14 protein-coding genes are annotated in these 16,533 nt (G+C 45.1%); 9 read left to right on the top strand and 5 right to left on the bottom strand.

Annotated elements, in window-relative coordinates:
* Positions 1-331 precede the first annotated feature (331 nt).
* Positions 332-868 (top strand): CBO0543 family protein, encoded by a 537-nt coding sequence (locus RBB45_RS12995; RefSeq protein WP_306009713.1) that lies wholly within the window; start codon positions 332-334, stop codon positions 866-868.
* A 299-nt stretch (positions 869-1,167) separates the two neighbouring features.
* Here RBB45_RS12995 and RBB45_RS12990 read toward each other — a convergent pair whose 3' ends face one another.
* Positions 1,168-1,632 (bottom strand): glycine zipper domain-containing protein, encoded by a 465-nt coding sequence (locus tag RBB45_RS12990; protein WP_306009712.1) that lies wholly within the window; start codon positions 1,630-1,632, stop codon positions 1,168-1,170.
* Between the two features lie 214 nt (positions 1,633-1,846).
* Here RBB45_RS12990 and RBB45_RS12985 point away from each other — a divergent pair, with 214 nt between their 5' ends.
* Positions 1,847-3,100, top strand: a complete 1,254-nt coding sequence (locus RBB45_RS12985; RefSeq protein ID WP_306009711.1) for an ATP-binding protein — start codon at positions 1,847-1,849, stop codon at positions 3,098-3,100.
* Positions 3,101-3,252: 152 nt separating this feature from the next.
* A complete protein-coding gene (locus RBB45_RS12980; RefSeq protein WP_224951144.1) occupies positions 3,253-3,738 on the top strand; it encodes a hypothetical protein in 486 nt (161 codons plus the stop codon).
* A gap of 84 nt (positions 3,739-3,822) precedes the next feature.
* Here the strand turns inward: RBB45_RS12980 and RBB45_RS12975 are convergent, their stop codons facing one another.
* The 3 genes from RBB45_RS12975 to RBB45_RS12965 all read right to left on the bottom strand — a co-directional run bounded on the left by RBB45_RS12975 (position 3,823) and on the right by RBB45_RS12965 (position 6,859).
* On the bottom strand, positions 3,823-4,272 hold the full coding sequence (locus RBB45_RS12975) for a hypothetical protein (protein WP_148950428.1): 450 nt from the start codon (positions 4,270-4,272) through the stop codon (positions 3,823-3,825).
* A 116-nt stretch (positions 4,273-4,388) separates the two neighbouring features.
* Positions 4,389-5,045 (bottom strand): Type 1 glutamine amidotransferase-like domain-containing protein, encoded by a 657-nt coding sequence (locus RBB45_RS12970; protein ID WP_224951149.1) that lies wholly within the window; start codon positions 5,043-5,045, stop codon positions 4,389-4,391.
* Between the two features lie 116 nt (positions 5,046-5,161).
* Positions 5,162-6,859: a M3 family oligoendopeptidase gene (locus RBB45_RS12965; RefSeq protein WP_022543415.1), complete on the bottom strand. Its 1,698-nt coding sequence runs from the start codon at positions 6,857-6,859 to the stop codon at positions 5,162-5,164.
* 151 nt (positions 6,860-7,010) lie between these two features.
* On the opposite strand from RBB45_RS12965, the gene RBB45_RS12960 reads away from it, so the two are divergent.
* The 6 genes from RBB45_RS12960 (at position 7,011) to RBB45_RS12935 (ending at position 13,629) form a co-directional block, all read left to right on the top strand.
* A complete protein-coding gene (locus tag RBB45_RS12960) occupies positions 7,011-7,499 on the top strand; it encodes a pyridoxamine 5'-phosphate oxidase family protein (protein WP_306009742.1) in 489 nt (162 codons plus the stop codon).
* A gap of 234 nt (positions 7,500-7,733) precedes the next feature.
* Positions 7,734-8,960 carry a DUF819 family protein gene (locus tag RBB45_RS12955; RefSeq protein ID WP_009792021.1) on the top strand — a complete coding sequence of 409 codons (1,227 nt, stop codon included), beginning with the start codon at positions 7,734-7,736 and terminating at the stop codon, positions 8,958-8,960.
* Between the two features lie 406 nt (positions 8,961-9,366).
* Positions 9,367-10,221 (top strand): malate synthase, encoded by an 855-nt coding sequence (locus RBB45_RS12950; RefSeq protein ID WP_148950423.1) that lies wholly within the window; start codon positions 9,367-9,369, stop codon positions 10,219-10,221.
* Between the two features lie 321 nt (positions 10,222-10,542).
* A complete protein-coding gene (locus tag RBB45_RS12945; RefSeq protein WP_224951151.1) occupies positions 10,543-11,841 on the top strand; it encodes an aldehyde dehydrogenase in 1,299 nt (432 codons plus the stop codon).
* 121 nt (positions 11,842-11,962) lie between these two features.
* The gene (locus RBB45_RS12940; protein ID WP_224951153.1) at positions 11,963-12,925 is read left to right on the top strand and encodes a helix-turn-helix transcriptional regulator; all 963 of its coding nucleotides are present in this window, start codon (positions 11,963-11,965) and stop codon (positions 12,923-12,925) included.
* Between the two features lie 74 nt (positions 12,926-12,999).
* On the top strand, positions 13,000-13,629 hold the full coding sequence (locus RBB45_RS12935; RefSeq protein WP_129613820.1) for a type 1 glutamine amidotransferase family protein: 630 nt from the start codon (positions 13,000-13,002) through the stop codon (positions 13,627-13,629).
* Between the two features lie 137 nt (positions 13,630-13,766).
* Here the strand turns inward: RBB45_RS12935 and RBB45_RS12930 are convergent, their stop codons facing one another.
* Positions 13,767-15,809: a S9 family peptidase gene (locus tag RBB45_RS12930; protein WP_306009710.1), complete on the bottom strand. Its 2,043-nt coding sequence runs from the start codon at positions 15,807-15,809 to the stop codon at positions 13,767-13,769.
* Between the last annotated feature and the right edge of the window lie 724 nt (positions 15,810-16,533).

Here is a 16,533-nt window from a genome sequence, read left to right as displayed (position 1 = left end):
GCTTTCCTATGATTTACTCTTCCTTATAAACATATCGGGAACCCATTATCAATCAACCATTCCCTAGAAAGTGGGTGGGAATGTTGCAACCTCGAGAAGAGCCAGGGGGACAGGTCCCTTGGCTCTTTTTTATAACGGGCCAAGGGGTCTGACCCTGTGGCTTAATTGCCTCTTTAACCGATTGGATTTTAATAACTGGTATCCGATATGTTTTCCTAAACTTAGAGACAGGCTAGTGAGTAAGAAAATACATTAGCTCCTAGAGGATATGGATATTAGCATATAGTATCGGAAAGGATAAGTGTAGATTTAGGGTAGGGGTTGAAAAGGCATGAAACCATCATATGAAGATGTTAAAGAAGCTAGAGAATTATTGAAAGAAGTGGCTTTTAAACATTGGATCCAAGATGATTTATTCACTTGGAAATGGTGGGTATTACTCGCAGCCACAATTATCCCATGGATATTATGGCTTAGCTTTCGCGATAAAAAGAGAACATTTGAAATTTTAAGCTATGGACTCATCTGGGCAGCTGCGGCTTCGCTTTTTGATGTCATTGGCGGAGAATTGATCCTATGGGGATACCCAGACAAATTGTTGCCGATGGTCCCTCCTTTGTTTCCGGCAGATATTACAGTCATTCCTGTTTTATTTATGTTTATTTACCAGCTTTCTAAAAGGTATTATAGTTATTTTATTCTGTCTGTGCTGGGGTCGGCATTGTTTGCTTATGTTTTTGAGCCCCTATTTGTTAAAGGAGAAATGTTTATTTTACATAACTGGACACATACAAAGTCCTTCTTAGGATTTTTTCTTCTATCTCAGATTGTGTATTTGATAATAGCCAGACTGAAATCGAGTATATAGACTTGAATTGTTTCCAAGTCATTAAACTAAATATGTCTCCGAATTCCGATTTAGGAGCCAATGTTGCAGGTCAGCTGACAAAATAGGCAGATGTTCTATTTGAAAAGAGACGGTATTTCTGTAATTAGTTTTATCTGTGGAAGATTGTATTGAACAAATGGGTGCTATAGCAAGATTTATCCACTACAGGAACATTAGAAATTAATCCATATAGTTAGTAGGACTTTGAATAAACTCTGCCTAATTCCTCGGTAAAAGATAAGGAGGATTAGGCTTCTTTGCAGCAAACCCTTCAGAATTTAAAGGGTCAGCCCCTTTTTCTTAGCATCCTCATCCAGCCCTGTGCCAATTGCTATACCCATACACATTCCCAGCGGCAGGCCCAGTACCAGATTATCAATAACAACAAGGCCAATTGCTGTACCAATACTTATGCCAATGGACATATATAATGCCAGATAATACCCTTGCGTTACCAGTTTGTGCTGTTTCTGCAGATGGGAGCTAATGGTGCCAATTAGTTTTTTATGATGTTTAATCTCACCTTCTGTAAGATGTTCTGCTTTGCTTTTAAGACGGATCAGGTGATTTTCTAATTCTAAAAAAAGCTGATCACATTTTTCACAATCTGATGAAAAGGAACTTAGCCTTTGTATGATTCTTTTGCATTTATCCAATTCAAGCTTCGCAGCTGTTTTTGCATCAGCTTTTTGTCCGATTTCTTCAAGGAAACTGTTAAGTTCATCAACCCGCTGATTATCCATATTCACCCTCCGGAGAATGTTATTATCTTTATTTACGTTTTACTGAGGGTATAGTTTCAATTTTCTGATGAGCCAAGGGGACAGACCCCTTGGCTCTTTTTGAGGCTGAGCCAGGGGGACTGTCCCCCTGGCTCGAAAAAAGACAAAAATACCCAAAATGTGTGAATATTTGCTAAAATATAAGTACATAGAACAGAAGGCGAATGGTGCCCAGATGAGTATAGTGAAAGATTTCCTGCTGCAGTTGACACTCATGGTTATTCCGATCTTCAGTTATTTTACGTTTATTCTGGAGAAGGTAAAAGAGGAGCGGTCCATTAAGATATTGATGACACTTTTGTGGGGAGTGTCTATCTTATTGTGCATGTCCTTTCCTGTGGAATACGCTGAAGCGGCGCGGCTCGATATCCGGTTTATCCCTCTCTTATTTGGAACGTTGTACCTCGGAGTATGGTCCGGTGTGTTTCTGACAGCCCTGATCATTCTATACCGCCTGTCTTTCGGAATCAGCATGGGTTTTTTGACGACTGTCATGGTGTCAATCATTACGCTCCCCGTCATTTTGTCGGTTCAGCGATTATTTTTACGTGTGAATAAAGATCGAAGGATTATCATTTCGACAGGATTATCGTTCTTTTACTGTCTCTGCGGCATGGCGGTGTCCGGGATCATGAATGGCTTCTCTACCAACGTGTTGAAAGTTCAGGGTATTCATCTGCTTTTTACCGTTGCCGTGACGTGGTTCTGTACCGTATTAGTTGAGAAAATCCGTGTGAACCACCAGCTCAGGCTGAAGGTCCAGGACTCTGAAAAATTCAGGGTGATCAGTGAACTCACCGGTGTGTTTGCCCATGAAATCCGCAATCCTATGCAGGTGACCAGGGGATTCCTGCAGCTCCTTGATGACCCGGAGCTCCCTTATCCCAAAAGAGAATACATTAAGCTTTCAATTGAGGAATTAGACCGGGCCAATGAAATCATCAACGATTTTCTCACTTTCGGAAAACCTTCCGGCAGTACAGATAGAGCCGTCAATGTCAGTGAACATTTAAAACGTACAGCAGCGCTGATTCAAACTTTCAGCGTGAATCAGCAGGTTGAATTTCAAACCGACATTCAGGATGACTGCTGGATAAAAGCAGATCCCCAGAAGCTGAATCAGTCCCTGCTCAATATCTTGAAAAATGCAGTGGAGTCCATGCCGAATGGCGGGACCGTGTCGCTTTCATGTCATCATACCGCCAGTGGACACATCAGGCTCACCGTCAAGGACCAGGGAATCGGCATGAACCCGAAACAGGTCCAGCGCCTTGGATCGCCTTATTATTCTCTTAAGGAAAAAGGGACAGGACTCGGGATGATGGTCAGCTACCAGATCATCCATTCCTTTAAAGGGAGAATCAGAGTAGAAAGCGAAGAAGGGGTGGGGACGGAATTTATTATTGATTTTCCGGGTGTTGAACCGTAGGGAGCCAGGGGGACAGACCCCGTGGCTCTTTTTGTGAAAACTGTTGTTATATTTAGACCTAGTGAAAATTTACATTTTGTGGTATTGTTCAAAGGGAAGGCTTATTCAGCTAACAGTCAGTTTAGTAGAAGATTATGAAAAGGGGTGATGTTTTGCCCAAGTATATAGTTCTAATCTTTACTTTTATTATAATTGTCACGGGTTGTCGTGAAACAGAAATACAACTAAGTGAAAATGCCAAAATCGCAAAAGACTACCTAGAACAGAATGAGTATGAAGTTATTTCATATCAGGGTGAGAGTGATCTAGAAATTACTAAAACAGAATTACGCACTATGCCTATCCAACAACTTTGGTCTGTTCAACGTATAGAACCTGATGAATATCTGAATAAGAAAATAGATGCAATTCTTTTTACAATTAAAAATCATCCATTAGATGATGTATTTAATAGGGGAGAAACTTCTGTAACAGTTTGGTTATTAGATGGAGAAGTTATTGGAGGTTTGTCATCTCCGATTTCTAAAAGCAACGATATAGTTGGAGCTCCATATTCTTTGAATGGTAAAACCAGTGAGGAAATAAAAGGAGATTATTCAACGTGGTTAAAAGAGTGGACAGACAAGTACGGAGATTAATACCTTATTAAGTTAAGGAGAGAGCCAGGGGGACAGACCCCGTGGCTCTTTTTGTGAGTGAGCCAGGGGACCTGACCCCGTGGCTCACTCTACGACAATATTTCCAACATATTGGGCATCGCCTTTGTCTGTGTCGAGGTCAAACACTATCACATATTCACCAGTTTCTTCAGGTAAGTAGAAAGATTGCCCTTTTTCTAATTTCAATTTTGTCTCACTGTCGTTTTTCCAAACCGAAACACTGACTCCATCAGAATCAAAATGGCCAGCTTCGAGGATGTATTGAACTTTTTGTCCTGAATTAAAGTGCATCACTTCTTGTTTTTTAGCTAATGCTTGAACATCATCCGTTTTCTTGTTGTATTGTTCGTCGAAGTCCCACTCAACATTCGCTTCTTCAAGTGCTGTTTCTTGGGTAATATCATCAGGATTAAATAGAGAAACTGTTGGCGGGGAAAAATCATAGTCTTCTCCAAAACATCCGGCTAAAACAGAAACACATAGCAAACATGAAATGAAGCTTAAAAACCTCATATTAATCACTCCACATTTTTTGTAAAAACCATGGGGACAGACCCCTTGGCTCTTTTTGAGATTGGGCCAAGGGGTCTGTCCCCATGGCTCGGATCTGCCCCCATGGCTCACGGCAGCTAAAGCGTCTCATCCAATCTCTCAATCTTTGACCGGGAAATCAAATAGACAGTGCCTAAAATATCGATTTTGTCTCCCTTAACTCGCACAGCGCAGTCTTTGTTTGAAGCATAGATATTCATTTCCTCGGATAAGGGGGAGAGTTCATTTTGAACGAGTGCAAGGTTATGTTCGAGGTCAAAATGAGAAAGGACGGCAAAATCGCCAAGGCCGATTCCGTCGTACAGAGTGCTGACTTCGACGTTATAGCCAAGGATTTTTGAACATAACCATTTAGCAGACATATTAATCGCACCAGCGCTGGCTCCCATAACAGTGGCACGGCTTTTTTTTATAGGATCCGACAGCTCATATTCTGCAAGGAACCTATTTTGTTCAACGGTATTTCCGCCTAACAAGAAAATGACTGAAGCATTACTAATTAAAGTATGGGCCTCTTCCTTCAGGATACGGTAATTAATCAGGTGGTATTCATCAAATGCGATGCCGGCCTGGTCCAGCCACGAGCGTTCCGTAGCGCCCATTTCTTCATAGATAGATGGATTTGAGCTGATCATAACAAGCGATTTTCTATCAATTATATCCTCCTGAAGCCGCTTGCTCAGCTTCTCTGGAAAATGATTATTAAACCAGCCTAAATAGTAGTGAGTTTTCATGTTTACCTCCGTAGTAGAAAAGAGCCAGGGGGTCTGACCCCGTGGCTCTTTTTGTGAATGGGCCGAGGGGTCTGTCCCCGTGGCTCAAACTGGACCAAGGGGTCTGTCCCCCTGGCTCAGTGAATATCCTGAATAACCTTCTCCAAAAACTCACCCATCCTTTTAACGGCGGATTCGGAAAAGTCGAAGCTGACGCCGGTTTCTTTATAGATATCGGCGATGGATTGATTGTAGTCGGCACTTGCGCCTTTTTTAAATAATTCCACGGCTTGCTCTGGGTTGTTGTGATAGTTCTCAAGGATTTGCAGAGACCCAAGCATGGAGATGGAGTATTCGATGTTATAGAAAGGCACTTGGAAGTAGTGCAGGGTGTCTGCCCACAAAATGCCCATTACGTCTTCGAGACCGGATGTGTCGACAGGGCTTAGGCCATATCGTTTTGCGATTTCGAAGTATTTTTCATCGCGCTCTTTGGCGGTGTGATTTGGATTGGTGTACATCCAATGCTGGAAGAGGTCGCCTGATAATGGGCCGTATAGCATGGTGAATGCCCGTCTCAGTTCTTCACGCTGGGCGCTCTTGAAGTCTTCTTCTTCTGGATAGAAGCGGTCGAGCTTGTCGAGTAAGAGCAGTTCCATCCCATGGGAATAGAGTTCAGCGACTTCCATGCGGTGCTGGTGTTCTTCCAGCGGACCGTGCTCAGCAAACTCGAGGTATCCATTCACTGCATGGCCCATTTCGTGGATAAGGGCGATCAGCGAGAAGAAGGATGGACTGAAGTTAGCAAATACAAAGGTATCTCCTGAAACAGACAAGGTGGTGCAGAAACCGCCTGGGCTTTTGCCTTTCCGGTCTCCTAAATCCAGCAGCCCATTTTCTCTCATATAATCGAAACGGTCTGCAAAATACGGATCCGTCTTGCCCAGCATTTCAGAAACGCCATCCATCAGATCTGACACTTCGGTATATGGCGGGTTTTTCATCAATTTAGCGGTGTTATCCCAAGGGCGATAGGCATCAACGCCAAGCTTGGATTTGAAAACCTCTGCGAGGCGGTTCCAGGCAGGGATGATATGCTTCTCAACATTTTCATGGAAGTCATAGCAATCCTGGATCGTGTACTCGCGGTTTTTTACCACAAACATATAATCGCGGTAATTCTCAAAGCCTGCATTTAAAGCGATCTGGTGGCGCAGCTGAACGAGTTCGTCCATGATGCTGTCCATATCTGGCTTGATTTGTCGGTGGGCTTCCAGCATGGCATAATAAGCTTTTTCCCTCACGCTTCTGTCCAGATTATCGAGCTGGGACTGGATAAATGGATAAGGCTTTTCCTCGCCATCCCATTCAACGGTCAGCCCTGCTATGATTTCGCTGTACTTTGTAGAAAGCTCCTGCTCTTTTACCATCAATGGAATGTTTTCTTCCCTAAAAAGTTTAACCTTGGACTCACGGACACGGCGCATTAAACCGTAGCGCTTGTCATCCAATTGAGCAGCATAAGGTGACTCACAGAATTTCTCATTCATTTTGGCTTCATATTTCATTAGCAGCGGCTGAATGACCTGCTGATCGTGAAGATAAGTCGACTTAATGTCCGCATCTTCGGTATTTCGGTAAAAATCAACCTGGTGGCCTGTCATGGCTTCATCAATTTTAATTCCTAATTCCTTTTCATCCTTCAGCCAATTTTCAAGGTCAGAAACGGAATCGATCGGCACCTCAAGTAAAGCTTGAAGCTGCGCTTCAACTCCTTCCGCATCCTGGAGATCGATTAATTCTTTATAATAATTGCTTTTTACTTCCTGTGTCATGAAATAGCTCCCCTTACCCCTTTGAATTATTTTAATTGTCTCAATAATCATATTATAGAATTCCGGCTATTATTTCTAGCTTTTCAGACCGATGCTTTAAAAGATTGTGTGGAGGGTAATATATATTTATAAACTTTGAGAAGATGGAGGACTGTTAAATATGCTAAAACAAGAAGAAATGGAAACGCTGAGAGAGTTAATCAAAGACGTGGACACGGCCATGCTGACAACGGTCTCTGAGGAAGGGCTCGTTTCACGCCCGATGAAAACACAGGAGGTCGAGTTTGATGGGGACCTATGGTTTTTTACTAAAAAAGAGACAGATAAATATGAAGAGATTTTACATGACAAAGATGTGAATGTTGCATATGCAGGCAAATCCTATGTTTCTGTCCGCGGCAGAGCGGAAATTGTTGAGGATATAGGGAAGAAGAAGGAATTGTGGAGCAAAATGTATGAGAAGATTATGCAAACTTCTTATGACGATCCGAGCGTCGTGCTGATCAAGGTAAAGGCAGAAGCAGCCGAATATTGGGAAAGCGGCAGCTTTACAAAGAAAGCCGTCTTCATGCTGAAGCGGATTACAGGGCAGGATGCAGAAGAAGCAGGAGTTAATGAGACGGTGGAGATGGAAAAGTGAGCCAAGGGGTCAGGTCCCTTGGCTTTTTTTGTGGTTTGAGCCGGGGGGACAGGTCCCTTGGCTCTTTTTGAGTTTGGGCCGGAGTGGGCCATGGTGTCTGTCCCCCTGGCTCGGCCGGGGGACAGACACCATGGCTCGGCCGGGGAAGCCAACTCTGCGGCTTAAATATTTTGAATTTTCAGCTTGTCATAGTAATATATTTTTAGTCGAAAAATGTGAAAAGGGGGCGAAGTTTTGGAGGATACTTTGATTAAAGCCGATGATTATGTGACGCTGTGGGGGATTATTGTGGTGTGGGCTTCGGCGAGTATTATTCTGGAGCAGCGCTACAGCTGGGCGGCGAAGATTTCTGGTGCAATCATTGCGCTGATTGGGGCTATTATTCTATCTAATACCGGTATTATTCCGACAGCGTCGCCAGTGTATGATGCGATCTGGACTTTTATCATTCCGCTCGCCATTCCGCTGCTGCTGTTTCATGTGAATTTTAAGAGAATCTGGAAGGAAAGCGGGCGGCTGCTGATTATTTTTCTGATCAGTTCGATTGGTACGGTTGCAGGAGTGATGATCAGTTTCTTTTTATTGAAGGATCATATACCGGTCCTGGATAAGCTCGGCGCCATGCTTAGTGCCTCCTATATTGGCGGCGGGGTGAACTTTGCAGCCATGGCAGCTAAATTCGAGGCACCTGGAGAAATGGTTTCTTCGGCAGTGGTCGCAGACAACCTGATGATGGCGATTTACTTTATCGTTTTGATGATGATTCCGGCCATGGGCTTTTTTAGACGGCGCTTTAGGGCACCGCACGTGGAGAAAGTGGAAAGCGGAGGAGTCAGAGAAGAAGGGAAGACACTTGCGGAAAGCTTTTGGGAGCGAAAGGATATATCTTTGAAGGATATTGCGTTGTCTGTAGGGACTGCGTTCCTTCTTGTGGTGGTTTCTTTTAAAATCGCCGCATTCATGGATGGGTTGATACCTTCCGGGGAGGATACTTCTTTCTTTTTAAATCTGCTGAATGGATTGTTCGGTGACAATTACTTGATGCTGACAACGTTAACTTTCTTGGCACTTGCCTTGTTTCCGAGATATTTTGAGTCGATTAACGGAAGCCAGGAAATTGGTACTTTCCTCATTTACTTATTTTTTGTGGTGATTGGCATTCCGGCATCCATTCCGCTGATTGTTCAAAATGCGCCGCTGCTGCTGGTGTTTGTATTCATTATTGTGGTAGTGAACTTGGCCGTGTCATTGACTGCTGGCAAGTTGTTAAAGTATAACCTTGAAGAAATCCTGCTGGCCAGCAATGCGAATGTTGGCGGCCCGACAACTGCAGCAGCCATGGCTATTGCAAAAGGATGGAAGGATCTGATTGGGCCGATTCTTGTGGTTGGGACGTTAGGGTATATTATAGGGAATTATGTAGGGACTACGTTGGGGTTGTGGTTTTCTGGATTTATGTGATGAGCCGGGGGGACAGGTCCCTTGGCTCTTTTTTGAGTTTGGGCCGGGGGGTCTGTCCCCTTGGCTTGCTTAGGACTTTTTGGGCCGGGGGGTCTGTCCCCCTGGCTTGCTTAGGACTTTTTGGGCCGGGGGGTCTGTCCCCTTGGCTTACTTGGGGCTTTTTGGGCCGAGGGGTCTGTCCCCCTGGCTTGTTTTTAATTTATCCAATAAATGTTATAATAGGTTTACAAATGTTTTAATCGTATCCGGGATTTCGCTGTATTGTTTTGCAGATTGAATTTCGGATACTTTTTTTATTTCCTTTTCAAACTGAAGGAAACTTAAACAATTGTGCAGCCTTTTAGGAAAGATAGTCGGATGAAAAACAGCATCTGGGTTTTTCTACAATATAAGGAGGATTAGAATAATGAATCTAATCAATAAGAAGGTTACGCACAAGCTGTTTGGTATGGGGAGTATAGTTGAACATAATGATACTAGTATAGTGATACATTTCGCATCGGAAAAGAAGAAGTTTGTTTTCCCTGATGTATTTGGAGAGCACTTGAAACTGCATGATGAAATGATTTCTAAATCACTCGATGCGATTATACAAAATAAGGAAAATGAGCGTAGGGAAGAAGACAGGAAGAAGGAAGAAGAAAAGAATCGATATCGGAAAAGTCAGGAACTCCGCTTGGGATATGAAAAACTGATGAAAAATCATAAGCTTCATCCGGAATCACAAATGGTTTTTTGGTGTGATGCAGAAGAACAGGATCGTTCTTTTTCAGAGTGGAAGGTTTTTTCTGGTGTTATTAAAAGCGGCAATAACAAGGGGAAGCCAAACAAACCCAGCCGCCTGCACCAAAATAGTGCTGTTCTGCTGACAGCAGTAGATCCCAGTAAGCCTGAAAAAGACAGACGCATCTTAGGTGTCTACATGGTGAAGGAGAAGTTTATTGGCAAGCTTTGTGAAGATGGAAATATTCCGGCTCATTCAACATACAGACTCCAGCTTACAGAAGAGGAATCGGAACAGATGCCCTTCTGGGATTATTATGTGAATGAAAAATCTCCTCAAAAAATGACATGGAATACAGGGAAATACCGCTATTTTGAAAATTCATGGATGGCTCAAACTTTGCGTGATATAGTCGCGCTGAAAAGTGACCCAAAAGAACGGGAGCATGCACAGCAATTTTTTGAGCATTTTTGTAAGATGAATCAAATAATCGAGCAGGATTTGCCCAAGCCTAACGGTGCGTTAATGCGTAGTTAGAGGTGAGGGAGCCAAGGGGACAGGTCCCTTGGCTTTTTTGTTTTTTGAGCCAGGGGGTCTGTCCCGGTGGCTGGGAGAGCCAAGGGCAGAGAGCCAAGGGGACAGACCCCCTGGCTCTTTTTGAGTTTGGGCCAGAGGACCCGACCCCCTGGCCCGGGCAGGTTCCTTGCTTATAAAAAATATCTGTACTATAGTATGTCGAGTCAACAATAAATGCATTAATTTAATGGGCAAGGCCATATGTGAATAGGAGAAATCATTCCCATAAGCTTTGGTTCCAAGCTATAAAATCACTAGAGTATACAATACAAAGGAGTGTTCATGATGGAAAACTACCAAGAGCTTTTGAATAAACAACGCGCCTATTTCCGTTCAGGAGAAACGAAAAGCGTTTCATTCCGACTCCGCACATTAAATACATTAAAATCCCTTGTGCTAAAGCACGAACAGGATATTTTTGATGCTGTTAAGCAGGACTTGAATAAGTCCGAGCTTGAAGCGAAGCGAGCTGAAGTTGGACTAGTTATCAGCGAGATTGACTATATGGTGGAAAATCTAGAAGAATGGGCAGCAACGAAGGAAGTGCCGACACCAGCTTCTCACGAGGGTGCCAGAAGCTTTGTTCAGCCTGAGCCATATGGTTCCGCACTGGTGATTGCACCTTGGAACTACCCGTTCCAGCTAGCCGTGACACCACTTGTAGGTGCGATTGCCGCTGGGAACACAGCTGTGTTAAAGCCATCTGAACTTACGCCGAAAACATCTGCCCTGCTGTCTGCAATGATTAATGACAACTTCCCTGAAGAATATCTTCGGGTGGTGGAAGGGGAAGTGGAAACAAGCACAGCTCTTCTGAAAGAAGACTTTGACTATATTTTCTTCACAGGCAGCACAGGCGTTGGGAAGATCGTAGCGGAAGCGGCGGCCAAACATCTGACACCGACGACGCTTGAGCTTGGCGGAAAAAGCCCGACGATCGTTCATAAAGATGCTGACCTGGATGAAGCTGCACAGCGTATTGCGCGCGGTAAATTCGCGAATGCCGGCCAAACATGCGTGGCACCGGATTATCTTCTTGTACACAGCAGTGTGAAGGATGAACTCATGAACAAGTTCAAAGAAGTCATCACAGCGGCTTTCGGTGAGAATATCGTGGAGAACCCGAACTTCGGACATGTTGTCAGCGAGCGGCATTTCAATCGCCTTGTCGGCTTCCTTGATAACGGAAGCATTGTGGCAGGTGGTCAGCATAACCGCGACGAGCTCATCATTGAGCCGACCATTCTGGATAACATTTCATGGGATGATTCCGTCATGCAAGATGAAATCTTCGGACCGATCCTGCCTGTTATGACCTATGATAACCTGGACGAGATCATTGAGCCGATCATGAACCGCCCTAAACCGCTTGCTCTCTATCTTTTCTCAAATGACGAATCGGTACAGGACCAAATTCTGGGCTCAATCTCCTTCGGTGGGGGATCCATCAACGATACCATCAACCACATGACATCCCATTACCTGCCATTCGGAGGTGTAGGCGCGAGCGGCATGGGAGCCTATCACGGGAAAGCAAGCTTTGATACGTTTACTCACTTTAAGAGTGTGTTGAAACGATGAGCCAAGGGGACAGACCCCTTGGCTCTTTTTTTTGTTTGGGCCAGGGGACCTGACCCCCTGGCCCATGTTATGCTATTGGCAATGATAGGAATGGTGATTATAAATTACGAGGGTGGATTAGATGGCTAAAATGGATCAGATGATGCAGATTCTCTGGATGCTGAGTTCGGGGAGGAAGGCTACTGCGAAGCAAATGGCTGAAAAGCTGGAGGTTAATATTAGAACGGTTTACCGGTATATTGATGCTCTTTGTGCCAGCGGTGTCCCGATTATCGCGGAGGCCGGCCATCATGGCGGATATACGCTTTTACACCAATTCGTTGAAAGTCCTCTCCTGTTTAGTGCGGAGGAACAAACTGCCTTGCTTCAGGCAGCTGCTTTGGCGAAAGAGGCTGGGTATTTTTCAGGGGAGCTATTGGATAAAGCAGCATCAAAGCTGTCCATGTTCTCAACGCCTGAGCAGGAAAGCATGGTCCGGCGGCGTGTGGAGGGGCTTGATGTGATCGGTTCTGCCGCTGGTCTGCCTGAGGGTGCCATTTTGAGGGAGCTTGAGCATGGGGTCTTCAACCAGGTTTCTATGGAAATTGATTATTATACGGTTCGTGAAGATCAGCCTAAGCGGAGGAAGATTGACCCTTATGGAATCATTTATTGGAACGGCCGCTGGTATGTGGCGGCATTCTGCCATCTGAGGAACGAAATCCGCAGTTTCAGGGTCGATAGGATTGCCGGTATGGCTGAAACCGGAACCAGCTTTAACCGTCCAGCAGGTTTTTCAGCCAGCGGTTTTTTTATGAAGAACCTGCTTCCGGAGAAAGAACAAACGCAGGAATTTGTGCCTTTTGTTGTCAGCGGCAGAACCGGCGCACTGGATGACTTATGCCGGCATTGGTTTTTAGGTCATCATCTGGCAGAGCGCACTTCAGAAAGGGCTGTGTTTCTTTTGGAAAAAGAAGCCTTGCATACCTATGTGGCGCATCTGCTCCTGCCTTATGGGAAGTCGGTTCAAATTCTGGAACCGGCCAGTATGAAGAAGAAAATGCTGCAGGTTTTATATGAATTGGCTGATCACTATCAAAAATGAAACTTTACTGGCGCGGGCTGTCAGTGAAGTTTTTTTATAATGGGCCTCTAATGACTGGTAGAGGAGATCTGATGATGCACAAAAGAAAAGCTTATCTTTATGTTTTTAATACGATGTCAGACTGGGAAGCGGGGTATTTGATTGCCGAACTGAATTCGGGCAGGTATTTCAGGAAAGGGGTGGCGCCAATAGAGGTGATGACCGTAGGTGCGGACAAAAAACCTGTAAAAACAATGGGAGGGGTGGCCATACAGCCTGATTTATCTATGGAAGAGTTCAGTTTGGGGAGCCAAGATATCCTGATTCTTCCGGGCGGGGATACCTGGCTTGAGCCCATTCACGAGTCCATCCTGGAAGAAGCCTCTAACGGGCTGCAGAGGGGAACTATTGTTGCCGCCATCTGCGGCGCAACCATGGGCCTGGCAAATAAGGGGCTGCTGGACACAAGGAGGCACACAAGCAATGATCCAGGCTATTTGAAAGCCGTCTGCCCGCTTTATGCCGGGGAACAGCTGTATCAATTCGAGCCCGCAGTGGCAGACGGGAGTCTGGTTACCGCTTCAGGCATAGCTCCCTTGGAATTTGCTGCAGAGGTCTTGAAGGAGCTCGATGTTTGCAGGCCGGAAACATTGCAGGCATGGTTCAAGCTTAATAAGACGCATGAGCCGGGGTACTTCTATGAGCTGATGAATACTCTACAATGAAGGAATGGGGTTTCAGGCCGGCTGAGGCTGGCCCCTTTGCAGGTGTGGGCCGAGGGGTCTGTCCCCTTGGCCCGCAATTTAGAGCCAAGGGGACAGACCCCCTGGCTCTTTTAGATTTTGAGCCAAGGGACCTGTCCCTATGGCCTAATCTTATCCAAAATAAACGCATAACAAGCCGCGGTTTCCTTGAGATGGTTGAAACGTCCTGAAGCGCCGAAGTGGCCGGCCCCCATGTTGGTTTTAAGCACGAGAGTATTTTCATCCGTTTTCAAAGTTCTTAGGCGTGCCGCCCATTTGGCGGGTTCCCAGTAGGCAACCCGAGGGTCGTTCAAACCGGTTGTGATATACATGTGCGGGTAGTTCTTGGCTTCAACATTGTCATAAGGGCTGTAAGATTTCATATAGAAATAGTCTTCTTTATTTTCAGGATTGCCCCATTCATCCCACTCCAGGGTGGTGAGGGGAATGGTTGCATCAAGCATGGTTGTGACGACGTCGACGAATGGAACTGCCGGCACGGCCACCTGGAACAGATCACCGGCCATATTGGCCACTGCGCCGACGAGCAAGCCGCCCGCACTGCCGCCATAGGCTGCCATTTGGCTTGAGGATGTGTAGCCCTTTTCAATAAGAAATTTCCCCGCAGCAATGAAGTCGGTGAAGGTGTTCCGCTTGTTCTGCATCTTTCCGTCTTCATACCAATTCCGTCCCATCTCGGATCCGCCGCGCACTTGTGCCGTGACATAGATGACCCCTTTTTCCAGCAGCGGCAGACGATACGGATCAAAACGAGGATCGCTGTTTGCTCCATAAGATCCATATGCATACAGAATCAACGGTGCAGGTCCATTATCCAGCGCACCTTCCTGATAGACGACGTTTAGAGGGACTTGGACTCCATCCTCGGCAGACGCCCACAGCTGTTCCTGCTGGAAGAGGGACGGATCATATTCACCGCTGACAGGCGCAACTTGCAAACAATTCCTCTCGCCCGTAAGAAGATTCAGCCCGTAAGTTGTTTTTGGCGTAACCAAGGACTCAAATTGGAGAAGTGCCTCTGCTGTTTCGTAGCTTTGACCGGGCAAAACGGATACGGTAAAGAGGGGCTCATCCCATTCTATTCGAGCCATCTCACCATCGTGCAGTACCCAAATTTGCGTCAGTCCGTTCTCCCGGCCAAAAAGAAGCAGCGTATCCTGATATGGGTACATAGCTTGAAGATAACGATCCTCGCTATGCCCGACAACCTTCATCCGTGCAGAAAGGTCATCAGCCGGGCAGCGGAGCAGCTGGAAGTTCAACGCATCCTCATTTGTCAGTATGAGCAGGTCATCCTCCCAATGCTCGACACTATACTCTATCCCTTCCCGGCGCTCATCTACTAGCTGTAAAGGAGTCAACGGAGAAGCTGCATCCAACAGGCGGATCTCGCTCGTCGTTTTTGACCTGGAATGTGCAAAAATATATTTCCCGCTCTGCGATTTTGACACATACAAAGAGAATGTTATGTCTTTTTCTTCATATAACAGTTCATCACTGCTGTTTTCACTTCCAAGGCGATGCCTCCAAAGCTGGTATGGCCGCTGACTTTCATCAACCGTTATGTAGAAAATATACTCTCCGCACTCACTCAGCTCCATGCTGCCATGTATAAATACATTCGGTACTTTGTCCGGAAGAAGCTCACCTGTCTCCAGATCTTTTACATAAATGGTATACCGGTCAGTGCCATCACGGTTCTCCAAATAAGCCAGTCGGTTATGATCTGTGCTTATACGCTGCAGTGTTACACTTAAATAATCACCCTCAGCGGCTAAATTGTTCAGGTCCAGTATGACTTCCTCTGCCGCTTCCGGCAGCTGCTCGCGGTTTGCTGCCTTCTTGCGTGCATAAATCGGATACTGCTTGTCCTTGTCCAAAAAAGAATAGTAGAAGTACGGTCCATGCTGCACAGGCACCTTCACTTCTGAATCAGGAACACGGTCAACCATGCTTTGGTAAAGCTGTTCAGTCTGTTCCTCCAACGGACTCATGATCTCGTCGTAATATCGATTTTCTTCCTCGAGATAAGTAATGACCTCCGGATTGTTGCGGTCCCTCAGCCAATAATAATCATCTTCTCGCACATCCCCATGCAGGTTGTGCGGGTGGGGGATTCGTTTTGCAATAGGTGGTTTCATTGGGATTCTCCTTTCGTTGTTGGTAATAGTTTCGAGGTATTGGGGAGGAAATCCTCTTTTTGAGCGGAGGGCGGTTTTGGGCCGAGGGGGCGGGTACCTTGGCTCTTTTTTGAGGCTGGGCTACAAAAGCAAGGAACAAAACACTATTACTTTCTTCTGCTTTCTTGTTAGCATAAGAATACATTTGAATAATTTTCCAATAAGGCACAGTTAATTATAATATTTTATTTTAAAATAGAAGGACAATTAAAAGAAAGTGGATTTAGCTATGCTATTAGATGCAGCTACAAACAAGCCAGTTGTTTTTTATTTTCGAGAAGTGGGAAAGAAGAAATAAAGAGTAACCGGTACCTTTCTGATTATGGCTGGGAATTTAATTGGCTCCACCCAATATCGCATGGTTTTAGGGTATTCGGGTTAGTTACCAACAAAAATCCCGACTTTGTAGAAGGTCTTATTGCTTTAAAAGAAAATCCTGATGAAGACTTTCTTTGTGTAGATGTAGATATAATTGAATCTGCTCCGCAATACAAAAAGTTTATAAAGGGTGTACTAAACAAAGAGCGCTCAAATATTAATGTGGGCAAGAATTCTCATAGCATTTGCCTGTTGGTACAGCATAGATAAAGGGTATGATGGGTATGTAGGACTTACATCCAAGAGCAGCAAATATCCATTTTATATGAGTATGGGAGCCAGACAGACGTTTGGGCAATACATTATG

Origin of the sequence: Bacillus sp. MMSF_3328, from assembly GCF_030733525.1 — a bacterium.
GTDB lineage: Bacteria > Bacillota > Bacilli > Bacillales > Cytobacillaceae > Bacillus_AB > Bacillus_AB infantis.
The sequence above is the reverse complement of the archived record's forward strand: the minus strand, read 5'-3'. Positions and strand labels throughout refer to the sequence as shown.

Bases quoted from the DNA above. Each gene is read 5' to 3' on its own strand.
- RBB45_RS12965 (WP_022543415.1), bottom strand. From the start codon at position 6,859: ATGACACAGGAAGTAAAAAGCAATTATTATAAAGAATTAATCGATCTC.
- RBB45_RS12990 (WP_306009712.1), bottom strand. From the start codon at position 1,632: ATGGATAATCAGCGGGTTGATGAACTTAACAGTTTCCTTGAAGAAATC.
- RBB45_RS12935 (WP_129613820.1), top strand. From the start codon at position 13,000: ATGCACAAAAGAAAAGCTTATCTTTATGTTTTTAATACGATGTCAGAC.
- RBB45_RS12985 (WP_306009711.1), top strand. From the start codon at position 1,847: ATGAGTATAGTGAAAGATTTCCTGCTGCAGTTGACACTCATGGTTATT.
- RBB45_RS12970 (WP_224951149.1), bottom strand. From the start codon at position 5,045: ATGAAAACTCACTACTATTTAGGCTGGTTTAATAATCATTTTCCAGAG.
- RBB45_RS12945 (WP_224951151.1), top strand. From the start codon at position 10,543: ATGATGGAAAACTACCAAGAGCTTTTGAATAAACAACGCGCCTATTTC.
- RBB45_RS12950 (WP_148950423.1), top strand. From the start codon at position 9,367: ATGAATCTAATCAATAAGAAGGTTACGCACAAGCTGTTTGGTATGGGG.
- RBB45_RS12940 (WP_224951153.1), top strand. From the start codon at position 11,963: ATGGCTAAAATGGATCAGATGATGCAGATTCTCTGGATGCTGAGTTCG.
- RBB45_RS12995 (WP_306009713.1), top strand. From the start codon at position 332: ATGAAACCATCATATGAAGATGTTAAAGAAGCTAGAGAATTATTGAAA.
- RBB45_RS12930 (WP_306009710.1), bottom strand. From the start codon at position 15,809: ATGAAACCACCTATTGCAAAACGAATCCCCCACCCGCACAACCTGCAT.
- RBB45_RS12975 (WP_148950428.1), bottom strand. From the start codon at position 4,272: ATGAGGTTTTTAAGCTTCATTTCATGTTTGCTATGTGTTTCTGTTTTA.